Origin of the sequence: Kineococcus sp. NBC_00420 (assembly GCF_036021035.1) — a bacterium.
Lineage (GTDB): Bacteria > Actinomycetota > Actinomycetes > Actinomycetales > Kineococcaceae > Kineococcus.
Window position 1 is genome coordinate 2,648,999 of the sequence record NZ_CP107930.1, and the last position, 13,062, is coordinate 2,662,060.

The 13,062-nt window shown below is 72.6% G+C and carries 12 protein-coding genes; 7 read left to right on the forward strand and 5 right to left on the reverse strand.

What is annotated here, in order from left to right:
* Nucleotides 1-20: 20 nt before the first annotated feature.
* The 5 genes from OG218_RS12790 (at nt 21) to OG218_RS12810 (ending at nt 4,242) form a co-directional block, all read left to right on the forward strand.
* Nucleotides 21-785: an IclR family transcriptional regulator gene (locus OG218_RS12790; RefSeq protein WP_328293603.1), complete on the forward strand. Its 765-nt coding sequence runs from the start codon at nt 21-23 to the stop codon at nt 783-785.
* Between the two features lie 68 nt (nt 786-853).
* Nucleotides 854-2,431, forward strand: a complete 1,578-nt coding sequence (locus tag OG218_RS12795) for an LGFP repeat-containing protein (protein ID WP_328293604.1) — start codon at nt 854-856, stop codon at nt 2,429-2,431.
* A gap of 73 nt (nt 2,432-2,504) precedes the next feature.
* A complete protein-coding gene (locus OG218_RS12800) occupies nt 2,505-2,897 on the forward strand; it encodes a nuclear transport factor 2 family protein (RefSeq protein ID WP_328293605.1) in 393 nt (130 codons plus the stop codon).
* Between the two features lie 18 nt (nt 2,898-2,915).
* Nucleotides 2,916-3,617: a helix-turn-helix transcriptional regulator gene (locus tag OG218_RS12805; RefSeq protein WP_328293606.1), complete on the forward strand. Its 702-nt coding sequence runs from the start codon at nt 2,916-2,918 to the stop codon at nt 3,615-3,617.
* A gap of 58 nt (nt 3,618-3,675) precedes the next feature.
* Nucleotides 3,676-4,242, forward strand: a complete 567-nt coding sequence (locus tag OG218_RS12810; protein ID WP_328293607.1) for a dihydrofolate reductase family protein — start codon at nt 3,676-3,678, stop codon at nt 4,240-4,242.
* A gap of 31 nt (nt 4,243-4,273) precedes the next feature.
* On the opposite strand, the gene OG218_RS12815 is transcribed toward OG218_RS12810, so the two are convergent.
* The 5 genes from OG218_RS12815 to OG218_RS12835 all read right to left on the reverse strand — a co-directional run bounded on the left by OG218_RS12815 (nt 4,274) and on the right by OG218_RS12835 (nt 9,530).
* The gene (locus OG218_RS12815; RefSeq protein WP_328293608.1) at nt 4,274-4,813 is read right to left on the reverse strand and encodes a RidA family protein; all 540 of its coding nucleotides are present in this window, start codon (nt 4,811-4,813) and stop codon (nt 4,274-4,276) included.
* The gene (locus tag OG218_RS12820) at nt 4,810-5,418 is read right to left on the reverse strand and encodes a dihydrofolate reductase family protein (RefSeq protein ID WP_328293609.1); all 609 of its coding nucleotides are present in this window, start codon (nt 5,416-5,418) and stop codon (nt 4,810-4,812) included. The genes OG218_RS12815 and OG218_RS12820 overlap by 4 nt, the downstream gene beginning before the upstream one ends.
* 36 nt (nt 5,419-5,454) lie before the next feature.
* A complete protein-coding gene (locus OG218_RS12825; RefSeq protein WP_328293610.1) occupies nt 5,455-6,510 on the reverse strand; it encodes an IS630 family transposase in 1,056 nt (351 codons plus the stop codon).
* A gap of 141 nt (nt 6,511-6,651) precedes the next feature.
* A complete protein-coding gene (locus OG218_RS12830) occupies nt 6,652-7,734 on the reverse strand; it encodes a spore photoproduct lyase family protein (RefSeq protein ID WP_328293611.1) in 1,083 nt (360 codons plus the stop codon).
* An 86-nt stretch (nt 7,735-7,820) separates the two neighbouring features.
* Complete coding sequence (locus tag OG218_RS12835; protein WP_328293612.1) at nt 7,821-9,530, reverse strand: putative bifunctional diguanylate cyclase/phosphodiesterase; 1,710 nt, start codon at nt 9,528-9,530, stop codon at nt 7,821-7,823.
* A 237-nt stretch (nt 9,531-9,767) separates the two neighbouring features.
* On the opposite strand from OG218_RS12835, the gene OG218_RS12840 reads away from it, so the two are divergent.
* On the forward strand, nt 9,768-12,479 hold the full coding sequence (locus tag OG218_RS12840) for a putative bifunctional diguanylate cyclase/phosphodiesterase (protein WP_328293613.1): 2,712 nt from the start codon (nt 9,768-9,770) through the stop codon (nt 12,477-12,479).
* A gap of 42 nt (nt 12,480-12,521) precedes the next feature.
* A complete protein-coding gene (locus OG218_RS12845) occupies nt 12,522-13,049 on the forward strand; it encodes an FBP domain-containing protein (protein ID WP_328293614.1) in 528 nt (175 codons plus the stop codon).
* The last annotated feature ends 13 nt before the right edge of the window (nt 13,050-13,062 follow it).

Genomic DNA, 13,062 nt, shown 5'->3' on the forward strand with positions numbered 1-13,062 from the left:
GATGCTGGACACTTCACGGCGTGGTGACCAGCGCGGAGGCCCCGACCGTCGCGGCGGCGCTCCGCATCCTGTCCTTCATGGCCGCGCAGCAGGGTCCGGTGGCCGCGGCGACGCTGGCCCGGTCGCTGGGTCTCCCGCGCTCCAGCGTCTACCGGCTGCTGAGCACGCTGTCCGAGCAGGGTTTCGTCCTGCACTTCCCCGAGGCCCGGCGCTACGGGCTGGGGATCGCCGCCTTCGAACTGAGCTCGGGCTACGTCCGGCAGGAACCGGTCACCCGGCTGGGGCGGCCGGTGCTGGCGACGCTGGTCGACCGGGTCGGGGAGAGCGCCCACCTGGCGGTGCTCGTCGGCCGGGAGGTCGTGTACCTGGTGGAGGAACGCGCGCCCCGGCGGCCCGCGCTGGTCACCGACGTCGGGGTGCGGTTGCCGTCGCACCTGACGGCGAGCGGTCGGGCGCTGCTGGCCGCCCTGCCGCGCGAGCAGGTGCGGGCGCTGTTCCCGGACGCGTCGGCGTTCACCCGGCGCGGGGTGACGACGCAGACGCACGCGGGGTTGCGTGCCGAACTGGTCCGGACCCGGGCCCGGGGGTACGCCGTCGAGGACGGCGAGATCACCCCCGGGTTCTCGTCGGTGGCGGTCGCGGTGACCGACCACGCCGGGTGGCCGGTGACGAGCCTGGCGGTGACGTTCGAAGGGACGGCGGTCACGGACGAGCGCCGGGTCGAGCTGGCTGAGGCCGTCCAACGGCACGCGGAGGAGCTCCGGCGGCGACTGTTCGGCGGCTGAACCGTCGGAACCGGCCCGCGGCGGACCTCGCTCACCTAACGTGATCACCAAGTGACACAGGAGAGGCAGTGGTCGAGGTGGGGAAGCGTCACGTCCGGGGTGCAGCGGCTGCCCTGGTGGTCCTGGCGACGGCGGTGACGGTTCCCACGGCCGCCGCGGCACCGGTCGAGCGCGGAACGCGGTCGGTGGCGTCGATGCGGGTGGACCCGGTGTGCACGTCCGACGGCGACACGCTGCGCGTCCGGATGGTCGACAGCTACGCCGTGCGCTGGACGACGAGCTCGGGACTCAGCTACACGACGCCGCCCTACGACTACCCCGGGCCGCACCCCGCGCCCCACCGGGCCTACCCCCTGGACTTCGCCGAGCCCGCGGGGTCCACCACGGTGACCGCCTACGACGAGGACGGCACGGTCGTCGCGTCCCGAACGGTCCGCGTCACGTCCTGCGACGACTGGGCCGGCCGCGACGGGTACCTCGCGAGCGGCGCCGACGAGATCGGACGGCCGCTCTACCTGGGGACGGTGTCCGCCACGCCGCAACCTTGGCCGGACGGGTCGACCTCCTACGCGGGCACCGCCGGGGACCTCTGGGTCGGGCCGGACGGGACCGCCCACGCCGTCCCGGGGGAGGCCGCCCGCCTCTACCGCACGAAGGGTGGCCCCAGCGGGATCCTCGGCGCGGTCCGGCACAGCACGTGGATGCAGACCTACCGCGACCGCTGGTCGACGGGCTTCGCCGGCGGCTACATCGCGACCAGCGGGGTGACCGGGACGCACTCGGTCGCTGCGCCCTTCCTCGACGACAGCTGCACGAACTGGAACCTCGGTGAACCCGACCGGTACTACTTCCCCCAGTCGACGGACTTCCCGGTGGCCGAAGCCGTCGGACCGTTGCGGGGTGGGGGGTGGCGGCAGCAGTACGAGGGCGGCACCCTCGTGGAACGGCCGGGGTCGGGCTGCCTCGTCCTGTGGAACGGCCCGATCCCGGACTACTGGGCCGCCACGGGGTACGAGAACGGACCGCTGGGCTACCCGAGGGAACTCACGATGTCGACGACCTCCATCGGGTTCGAGGGGGGCACGGCGTTCGCGACGACGCGGGTCACCCCGGCGGCGCCGCTCGGCGTCGTCGTCCTCAACGGCGAGTTCCTCACGGCGTGGCGTGGGTCGACGAACCAGCCGCTGCGGACCGTCGGCACTCCCGAGACCTTCCCGACGCGCACGCCGGACGGGGCCGGGGAGTTCGTCCAGGGCTCCGACGGTTCGATCTACCGCAGCCGGGCCACCGGGTTCCACGTCGTCTCCGACCGGACGGGGTTCCGCGGCTACTGGACGGCGCGAGGGTGGGAGACCGGCCCGCTCGGGTACCCGGCCGGGGAGGCGTTCCCGACGCCGCGCGCGAACTCCTTCGGGACCACCGGATGGGGTCAGCAGTTCCAGGGCGGCATGCTCTACGGGTTCGACAGCACCTTCAACGTCCTCGCCGTCCGCGGCGCGATCCTGGACCACTGGGCGAGCCTCGGCTACGAGCAGTCGTCGCTGGGCTTCCCCGTCGGTGACGAGGTGGGGTTCCCCGGTGGGGTCCGCCAGCAGTTCCAGGGCGGCGTCCTGACCTGGACCGCCGCCACCGGGCAGGTCGGCTGAGCGTGCTCGGCGTGCGACCGGATCCTCGGAACACCGACACACCGCTGTCGCGCGGGGGGTCGAAGACTGGCGCATGACCGAGACCACGAACCCCACGACCACCGCCCGGCACTCGCTCGACCGGTGGCTGACCATGTGGAACACCGACGGCGACATCGCGCGGGAGATCTGCGCGGACGACTTCCGCATCCACTTCGCCGTGACCGAACCCGACGGGTCGACCCCGGCGGACGACATCCGCACCGCCGAGGACTTCGTGCGCTACCTCGCGTGGTGGCACGGGCAGAACCCCGGCACCGTCTTCAGCAGGGTCGCCGACGCCGTCGACGGCGACCACGGCCGGCTGCTGTGGGACGTCGAGGCGGGCGGGCAGCAGGCGGGCGGCGTCGACGTCTTCGACTTCGCGGCGGACGGGCGGGTCGCCCGGGTCTGGTCGGTCGGCGGCCAGCGGAGCATGCGCAGCTGACCCTGCGAGACTCGGGAGGTGAAACGAGCGGAGCGGCAGTACGCCCTCGTCGACCTGCTCCGCGGAGCGCGTCGACCGTGGTCCGCCGCCCGGCTCGCCGAGGAGTTCGAGGTGTCCGCACGCACGATCGAACGGGACGTCTCCTCGCTCCAGCTGGCCGGGGTGCCGATCTACGCGGACCACGGGGCCAGGGGTGGCTACTCGGTCCTGAGGGAGTACTCGCTGCCCCCGTTGAACCTCTCGGCCGCCGAGTCGCTGGCGGTCCTCGCCGGGCTCGCCTTGCTGGACTCCTCGCCGTACCGCGGGGCCGCGCGCCGCGCGAAGGCGAAGATCGCCGCGGTCGTGGCGGAGGACCACCGCGCGCCCGTGCAGGACGTCCTGGAAAGGGTGCAGGTCGTCGACGCCGTCGCCCCGGCGGGGGAGGCCGTCCCGCTCGGGATGCTCGCCGACGTCATCGCCGCCCGACGCGTCGTGCGGCTCGACTACGCGGGCGAGGACGACCGCGCTACGGCCACCGTCCGCGACGTCGAGACCATGGGCCTGCTGCGCGCGGGCGACGCGTGGCTGCTCGTCGGCTGGTGCCGTCTGCGGGAGGCGATCCGCGGTTTTCGCATCGAGCGGATCACCCGGCTCGAGATCCTGGACGAGGTCCCGCCGGCCCGCGACCCGGCGTTGCTCGAAGCCGACCTCGCGCGGTGGCCGACGCGGCGCCTCGCGTGACCCCTTGCCGGTGACTCCGGCAGGCGGGACGCTGTGAGCCCCCAGAGCGGAGGCACCCGTGGGCAAGCTCATCTACGCGGCGAACACGTCGCTCGACGGCTACCTCGAGGACGAGACCGGCGCCTTCGACTGGTCGGTGCCCGACGAGGAGGTGCACTCCTTCTGGAACGAGCACGAACGCCGCATCGGGACCTCGCTCTACGGCCGGCGGATGTACGAGACCATGCGCGTCTGGGAGGACGACGAGTGGTTGCGGGGGGAACCGGACGTCGTCCGCGAGTACGCGGAGATCTGGCGCGACACCGACAAGGTCGTCTACTCCGCCACCCTCGGGGAAGTGTCCACGGCCCGGACGAGGATCGAGCGGAGTTTCGACCCCGACGCGGTGCGGACGCTCAAGGAAGCCTCCGGCGCGGACCTGAGCATCGGGGGCGCGACGCTGGCCGCGGAGGCGTTCCGGCACGGTCTGGTCGACGAGGTCGTGCTGCTGCTGTGCCCGGTCGTGGTCGGCGGCGGCAAGCCGGCGCTGCCCCGGGAGCTGCGCGTCGACCTCGAACTGCTGGAGCACCGGCGGTTCGGCAACGGCGTGGTGCAGGTGCGCCACGCGGTGCGGAACGCGAGCTGACCGGAGGTCGGGAGAACCCGCAGGCCGAGGCTCAGCCGGTGAACGCGGTCATCCGGATCGAGACCAGCAGTCCCGGGACCTCGACGCCCAGCTTGGCCGCGTAGCGGGTGGGCGGGTCCGTGGGGAACCACCGCGCGTACTCCTCGTTCATCCCCGCGAAGTCCTCGGGAGCGGCGAGCAGCACGCCCACCTCGACGACGTCGTCGAGGCTCGCGCCGCCGGCCGCCAGCACCGCCCGGCAGTTGGTCAGCGCCTGGCGGGTCTGGGCCTGGATCGTGTCACCGGCGAGGTGACCGGTGCTCGGGTCGATGCCGGTCGTCCCCGAGACGAAGACCTGAGGTCCGGCCTTCACCCCCTGGCTGTAGAACGGCGAGGTCGGGGCGTCCGGGGTCGAGATGGTCTGCCGGGTCACGTCGGCTCCTTCGGCGGGGTTCCCACCCTCCCAGTTCGGCGGCCTCGTGCCAACGTCCGCCGCCGCGCGCGGACCGGCGGTGGCCCACCACTGCTCGTCGCTGCCGGACCTGTCGACGATCGCGAGCACGTCGGCGTCATCGGTGCGGGCGGGGGTCACGACTCGGGTGGGTAGCGGCCGAACTCGACGGTGTCGCTGCGTTCCAGGACCGAGAGGACGACCCCGGTCGAGGTGACCCGGGAACTCACGGTGTCCCACCCGCTGACGGGCCCCGCGGAGGGGAAGAACCGCCGCCCAGCACCGAGGACGACGGGCACGACGACGAGCCGCAGCCGGTCGACGAGGTCGGCCTGGAGCAACGACCAGCTCAGGGTGGTGCTGCCGTGCACCTGGAGTTCCCGGCCCGGTGCCGCCTTGAGCGTGGCGACGGTGGAGAGGTCGCGGTGCACGGTGACCGGGCCCCAGCCGGTGTCGAGGGCGGAGGTGGTCACGACGTGCTTGGGCAGGCCGTTCATCGACGGCGCGAACGGGTCCGGCGGTTCGACGTGCGGCCAGGCCTGGCCGAACGCCGCGTAGGTGCGCGCCCCGAGGAGGAAGGCGTCGGCCTCACCGATCCACTCGACGGCGGTCTCGAGGAACTCGTCGTCGACGTGGGGGACGAACCAGCCGCCCCGGTCGAACCCACCGGCGGTGTCCTCGTCCGGGTCCCCGGGCGCCTGGGTCACGCCGTCGAGGGAGAGGAACTGTGTGATGGTGAACTCCACCGGGCCAACCTAGTGGTCTGGTGTGAAAGTTCGTGATCAAGCAGGGGTGCTCTGCCAGGTGAAAGTGACCGGACGAAGCGATCTGTTGCGGCGTTCAGCCCAGGCTTGAACCATCGCGTCGCAGTCATCGGTGCCCTCGAAGACTCCGTGACGCAGGACCTGGCGAACGCAGATCCCGAACACTGATTCGATCGGATTGACCCATGAGGCGTGCACGGGAGTGTGAACGACCGTGACCCCCGGATGCTCGGTGAGCCACTGTCGGGTGTGTTTGCTGGTGTGGGCGGACCCGTTGTCCATGACCAGGGTGAAGACCGGACCGTGCTCGGCCTGGAGGTTCTTGAGCAGATCGGTGAACGCTGCGGAGTCCATCCGCGCGGTGGCGCGCCGCATCGAGACAGCGCCGGTGGCGACGTCCTGGACGCCGTACCAGGAGATCGTCCCGCGCCGGACGTACTCGAACTCGCGGCGGGTGCGTCCCTGCCGATCGCAGGTGTCGGCGCAGACGGGGGTTCGGACGGAGAACGCGGTCTTCTCGTCCAGACTCAGTACCGGGTACGGGTCGAGCGCTGCGTTAGCGACGACGTGCTGTACGGCAGCTACTTTTGTGTCGAAGTCAGGGTCGGTGCGCCGATGGATCCAGCCGCGAACCTGGTGGACCTTCAGCTGCAGTCGGGTCAGGGTGCGGGTGACCCAGGAGGCCGTGACGCCCCAGTTGCGTTCACCCATCTCTGCCGCCAGGGCGGCGTGGGTCCACAAGGCCGCCGGCGAGGGAGGTTGAGAGGTGGCCAGGGTGATGAGGTCGCGGACGGCGGTGTCGTCGTAGAGCAGTGGCCGGCCACTGCGTTCAGCGTCCTGCAGGCCGTCTACGCCTGCCGCGGCGACTCGGCGGGTCCACTTGCGGACGGTGGTGGGGCTGACGGTGAAGGTGTCGGCGACGGTACGGACTTCACCACCGCTGTCGTGCAGGGCCAGGACCCATCGGGCGCGGTCTGCGTGGCGTTGTTGGCTGGTGGGTCCGGTGGCGATCTTCGTCAACGCTGCCCGCGTAGCATCGTCGAGGCGCGGCATCGTCGGCAGAAGCATTCCCATGCACACCGACGGTGCCGTGTCGTTGATCACGGACCGGGTAGCGACTTGTGGACCTGTTGCGGCAGTTCAGTGATCATGAACTTTCGCACCAGACCACTAGCTCTCGGCCGCGGCGGACCGGCTGAGCGACGGTCGCGAGGATCAGGTCCAGTACAGGTACCGGGCCGCCGGCAGGCGCTCGGCGATCGCGGACTCGAACCAGCCGCGCAACGAACGCATGGTGTCGCGGTCGTAGACGTACTTCACCGCGCCGAACTTCCCGTGCTTGCGCGACCGCGTGGACTCCTCGAGGTCCAGCTTGGTCCGGGGGTACCAGTCGAGCTGGACGTCCTTGCTCTTCGGTGTGAACCGGTGGGTGATGCACTCGACGGTCAGGTCGGCGTCGGCGGGGAGTTCCGCCGCGGCGGCGTCGAGGAGTTCCGCGTACCGGGCGGGCCAGTCCTCGACGGGCATGATCGGGGCGATGGTCAGGCCCACCGGGTACCCGGCGCGGGCGAGTCGGCCCAGCGCGTGCAACCGGGCGGGAACCTTCGCCGTACCGCCTTCGAAACGTTCCACGTCGGCGACGTTCACCGAGGCGCGGATGCGGGTCCGGCCCCCGTGCGGGAGGTCGAGGAGGGGTTCGACGTCGTCGTACTTCGTCGTCAGCCGCAGCTGCACGGGACCCGGCCAGTCGTGGGTGCCGAAGTGGGTGATCGTCGCGGCCAGCGACCCGGTGACGTGTTCCAGGGCGAGGGGGTCGGTGTAGCAGGACGCCTCGAACGTCGTCCCCTCGTGACCGCGTTCCTCGGTGCCGGACGTCACCCCACCCCGCCCGACGACCTCGTCGAGACCGGCGAGGATCCGCGGGAGGTCGGCGTAGACGCGGGTGATCGGCGGACCGGACAGCGAACCCGCCAGGTAGCAGTACTGGCAGTGCCCGGGGCACCCCTCGGCGAGCGGGAACGAGAAGTCCGCGCTGGGGGGGATGGGGGTGGGGCGACGTTTCGTGGGCGAACTCGTGACGATCGCCAGCGTGCGCTTCGCTCGGGCGTAGGTGGCTCGCTCGTCGTCGCCGTGCAACGGCGGCAACCGGTCGGCGGTCAGGACGCGGACGTCCTCGACGCCGGCGGCGACGAGCCGGTCGAGGATCGCGCGGCCGTGCGGTTCGGCGTGCGCGGACGCCGTGACGAGGACGTGGCGGGGAACCCAGAGGACGGGTTTCGTGCGGGCGACGGTGTCCATCACCCGTTTCAACGCCACCGGGCGGTGGGGCCATCCACGGGGCGGGTGTGCCCTCGGTCACCTCACGTCGACAGCCGCGGGACGGGTCAGGCGGAGACCTGGACGGTGGGGACCGGTGCGCCGACGCGGGGGAACCAGCTCTCCTCGGGAGCGGGGACGCCGAAGTGGAAACCCTGGGCGGACTCCCACCCCTGGGCGGCGAGGTGCGCGGCCTGGGCGGCGGTCTCGACCCCCTCGCAGATGGAACTCAGCCCGAAGCTGTCGGCGAGGCCGACGACGGCGGCCGCGATGCGGTCCGACGTCACGTCGTCGGGCAGGTCGGAGACGAAGGAGCGGTCGAGCTTCAGCCCGGAGACGGGCAGGCGACGCAGGTAGGACAGCGCGGAGTAGCCGGTGCCGAAGTCGTCGAGCAGGACCGCGACGCCGAGCCGGGCCAGGTCGGCGAGTTCGCCGTCCGTGGTGGCGTCACCGGAGACGAGCGAGGTCTCCAGGAGTTCCACCGCGAGCCGCTCCGGCGCCAGCCCGCGGCGCCGCAGGCCGCGCGCGACGGCGGTGGCGAAGGTCCCGTCGAGCCGGCGGGCGGAGGTGTTCACGGCCACGCGGTCCCCGGGGTGGCGGACGAGGAAGTCCAGCGCCTCCTCCAGGACGACGGCGTCGATGGCCGTGACCAGCCCGCAGTCCTCGGCCACGTCCAGGAACTCCGCGGGGAGCAGCAACCCGCGGTCCGGGTGCTGCCAGCGGACGAGCGCCTCGAACCCCGTGCGCCGGTGGTCGGCGAGGCGGACGACGGGTTGGTAGTGGACCCGCAGCTCACCCCGTTCCAGGGCGCGGCGCAGGTCGTTCTCGACCGTGAGGCGACGGATCACCTCCTCCCGCATGGCCCCGGTGAAGACCCGGCAGCACCCGCCCCCGGCCGCCTTCGCGGCGTCGAGGGCGGTATTGGCGTCGCGCAGCAGGGCCGCGGCGTCGAGGGCCGGCACCCCGGGCCCGGCCTTCGGGCAGGGCGGCGCCCCGAGGTCCACGACGACGAGGCCGGTGCTGACGGCGCAGCGGATCTCGCGCGGCCCGTCGGTCCCCTCGATCTCCAGCGGTGCGGCCAGGCTGCGGGTCAGCCGGTGGGCCACGTCGACGGCCTCGGCCACGTCGGTCAGCCCGCCCAGCACCACGACGAACTCGTCGTCGCCGAGGCGCCCGACGACGTCGCCACAACGGACCCCGGCCAGCAGCCGGCGGGCCACGCCCACGAGCACCTCGTCACCGACGCGGTGGCCGAGGCTCTCGTTGACGACGCGGAAGCGGTCGAGGTCGCAGGTCAGGACCCCGACGAGTCCTGACCGGGCCGGCAAGCGGGTGGTGAGGTCGGCGAGGACGGCCGAGCGGCTGCGCAGGTGCGTCAGGGCGTCGTGGTCGCCCACGGGCCGACGACGACCGCGGGTGCCGGCGTCGAGCAGCTGCAGGAGCACGACGGAGGTCCCCGCACCGGTCGTGGCGAGCGAGGACAGCGTCTGGCCGCGCAGGACCGATCCGTCGCGGCGGTGGACGAGGACGTCACCGGTGACGGTCGGGATCCCCTGGAGCAGCTGCTCCACGGTCCCGTCGACGTCGTGGGCGCCCTCGGGCGAGGACAGGACCTCGGCGGTCGCACGACCCTGCAGGTCGTCGACGCTGCGGTGCAGCAGCTCGGCGAAGGCGTCGTTCAGCCGGAGCAGCCGGCCACGCAGGTCGGTCACCGCCAGCCCCACGGCAGCGGACATCACCACCTGGGCCAGGTCCACGCCCGTCGATCCGTCCTGCACGGCACACCCCCTCGAGGCCGCAGCCCATCGCCGAATCTTCTAGAAGAATCCAGCTGATCGACGAGTCTGCCGCCTCGAGGGCCATGGCACAAACGTTACAGAGCCACCACTCCCCACAGCTTTCGCTCCATCACTCAGAGCAACCACCCGGGCCACCGATGGGCCGAACGGGCGACGGATCACGCACCCCGACGCATCGGACTCAGGACGAGGCCCGTGCCGGTCGATCCATGTCAGGTGGCGGACCTTCCCGAGCAGCGCGACCGGCGCACGATCAGCCTGCGCACCAGGCTCCTCGTCCTCGTCCTCGTGCCCCTCATCGGCTTCTCGGCCTTCGCCTCCATCCTGGTCACCCACCGCTTCCAGCGGGTCCAGGCCGCCGAGGACGCCGTCCGCCAGGTCCGCGCCGCCGTGGCCCTGGACGGGTTGCGCGCCCGCATCGCGGAAGAGGCCATCCCGCTGGTCTCCAGCGTCGAGATGCTCGACCTGAGCACGCCCGAGGGCACCACCGACGAACGCAACGACCTCGCGATCAGCCTGCACACCCTCTACAGCGGCGCCACGGCCCGCACGGACGCCACCGTCACCTCCGCACGCCAGGACGCCCTGGTCCGCGTCGTCGTCGACTCCACCGCGGGCCGCCTCGCCGCCGTCCGCGCCTCCTGGGGCGCCGGCGAGACCCCCAGCCAGCGCACGACGAACAACCGTCAGCTCTTCGACAAGTACCGCTACCTCGTCGACGCGCTCAGCACGGCCGTGGACCACCACCTGGCCCTCGCGGCCGACGAGGGGGCCGACCAGCAGATCCAGCAGTCCGTCGCCGACCTGCAGTGGACGGCCCGGGCGACGACGCTCGCCGGTGAGGAGATCCCCTACTACCTCGGTCTGGTCGCCGCCCCCGTCGGCAGCGAAGGCCCCGCCCGGCAGTTGTTCCTCGGCAGCTGGGCCGGGTTCCGCCTCGCCTCCGACCAGGTCCTGAACGCCGCCCAGGCGAAGGTCCGGTCGGGGTGGATCGAGGCGCTCGCGGACGGCGACGCCCGGACCATCGACCAGACCCTGGCCGCCGCCGTCGCCAGCCCGACCGCCACGGTGCCCGACGCCGAAGTGCTGCTGACCCTCAGCCGAGCCGTCGTCGGCCGCGACGACGCCCTGCGCGCGACGCTGGACATCGCCGCCGGCCAGGCCGTCGCCACCGCCGAGGCCTACCGCACGCAGGCCCACGAGGAACTCGTGAAGTACGCCCTCATCACCGCCGTCCTGCTCGTGCTCTCCGTCGGCGGCACGCTCTACACCAGCCGCTCGATCGGCGGGCCGCTGGCCCGCCTCGCCGGGGCGGCCGAGGCGATCAGCCTCGGGGAACTCGTCGACGTCGTCGTCGAGGGCCCGCCGGAGACCCGCACCGTCGCCCGCGGTCTCGGCGCGGCCGTGGCCAGCCTGCGCTCCGTGCAGGCCCAGGCCCAGGCCGTCGCCGACGGCGACCTCGACGACGAGATCCTGCGACGTCCCGTCGGCGGCCCGCTCGGTCGCGTCGTGCACGCCTCCGTCCAGCAGATCCTCGGGGCGATGCACGAACGGGAGCAGCTGCAGGAGGACCTGGCCCACCAGGCGACCCACGACGCCCTCACGACCCTGCCCAACCGGGCCGAGGCCCTCGCCCAGACCGACCGGGCCCTGCGCCGCACCCGACGCACCGGCGAGCGCGTCGGACTGCTGTTCATCGACCTCGACCAGTTCAAGGCGGTCAACGACTCCCTCGGTCACGGCGCGGGCGACGCCGTGCTGCGCACGGTGGCCGAACGGCTGCGGGAACGCGTCCGCGCCGTCGACGTCGTCGCCCGCCTCGGCGGCGACGAGTTCCTGGTGCTCGTGGAACCCGTCCCGGACGAGAGGGGACTGCTCGACCTCGGGCACGCCCTCATCGAGACGGTGTCCGCACCGATCGGCCTCGCCGGGTCCAGCGAGACCCAGGCCCGCGTCGGGGCCAGCATCGGGGTGGCGTTGAGCCGTCCCGACGAGGCGCTCGACGACACCCTGGGCGCGGACCGCCTCCTGCAGGAGGCGCACACCGCCGCCTACCGCGCCAAGGCCGCCGGACGCGGTCGCGTCGAGGTCTACGACGACGAACTGCGCCAGGCGCTGGCCACCCAGGCCGCCGTCGAGGAGGGACTGCGCCACGCCCTCGTCGCCGACGAGCTCGTCCTGCACTACCAGCCGGTGACCGACCTCGCGACGGGTCGCGTCCGCAGCGTCGAGGCCCTCGTCCGCTGGGAGAAGCCCGGTGAAGGACTCGTCCCGCCGGGCAGGTTCATCCCGATCGCGGAGAGCTCCGACCTCATCTGCGACCTCGGCCGGTGGGCGCTGAAGACGTCGCTGGAGCAGCTGCGGACCTTCGACGCCGCCGGCGGGAAGTGCGCGGGACTGCGCGTGGCCGTCAACGTGTCCGGGCGGCACCTGCGCTCGCCCCGCCTCGTCGACGACGTCCGGGAGGCGCTCGCGCTCGCCGGGGCCTCCCCCGACCGCCTCACGCTGGAGATCACCGAGACCGTCATGGTCGAGGACCAGGGCGCCTGGTCGCGCCTGGCGGAGCTGCGCGCGATCGGCGTCCGCGTCGCGATCGACGACTTCGGCACGGGCTACACCTCGTTCGGGCAGCTGGCCCGGGTGCCCGTCGACGTCCTGAAGATCGACAAGAGCTTCGTGGACTCCGACGACCCCCGGACGGTCGAACTCGTGCGCCTCGTCGTCGGCGCCGCCCGCAGCTTCGGCCTCGGGGTCGTCGCCGAGGGCGTCGAGCAGCCGGAGCAGGTGCACGCGTTGCAGGCCACCGGGTGCGACACCGTCCAGGGCTTCTACTTCTCCCGCCCGGTCCCGGCGGACCGCCTCGAAGGAGCCGTCCGCGGCTGCCAGGACATCTTCGACGAGACCTGCCGGTTCGAGACGGCGAGCTGACGGGCGTACTCTCGCGGAGGTTTTTCCTCCGAGGGAGATGACGTGTCAGTTCTGCCGCACAACGGTTCGGCCCTGGACGCCGGTCACGTGACCGACGACGCGATCCGCTCGACGATGACGAACTGCTCGCGCGGCGAGGCGCACCGCATGCGCGTCCCCGAGTGGGTGCACGGGAGCGACCCCGCGCACGACGTCGTCGGCTGGCGCGACCCGAAGTCGCCCGAGCGGGGCTGGATGCTCGTCCCGCTCGGCCGGGCCGTCGTGGGTCTGGCGCTGCGCGCCACCCCGGGCAAGGGCGTCCGCACGACCGCGATGTGCGACCTGTGCCGCACGACCCGCGCCCCCGGCGAGGTGTCGCTGTTCGTCGCCGCCCGCGCGGGCGCCTCGGGCCGGAAGCTGAACACCGTCGGCACCTACGTCTGCACCGACCTCGCCTGCGCGGACAACGTCCGGGTGCTGCGCCCGACGCCGACGCTGAAGCCGGACCCGGGTCTGAGCATCTCCCAGCGCGAGGCCGCGCTGCGCGAGCGCGCGGCGGCCTTCGCCGAGAAGGTCCTCGCCACCGTCTGAACCCGGGTCCGGC

What these genes read in the sequence shown, in the direction of transcription:
- OG218_RS12825 (WP_328293610.1), bottom strand. Translation starts at nt 6,510, where the DNA reads ATGGGAATGCTTCTGCCGACGATGCCGCGCCTCGACGATGCTACGCGG.
- OG218_RS12830 (WP_328293611.1), bottom strand. Translation starts at nt 7,734, where the DNA reads ATGGACACCGTCGCCCGCACGAAACCCGTCCTCTGGGTTCCCCGCCAC.
- OG218_RS12800 (WP_328293605.1), top strand. Translation starts at nt 2,505, where the DNA reads ATGACCGAGACCACGAACCCCACGACCACCGCCCGGCACTCGCTCGAC.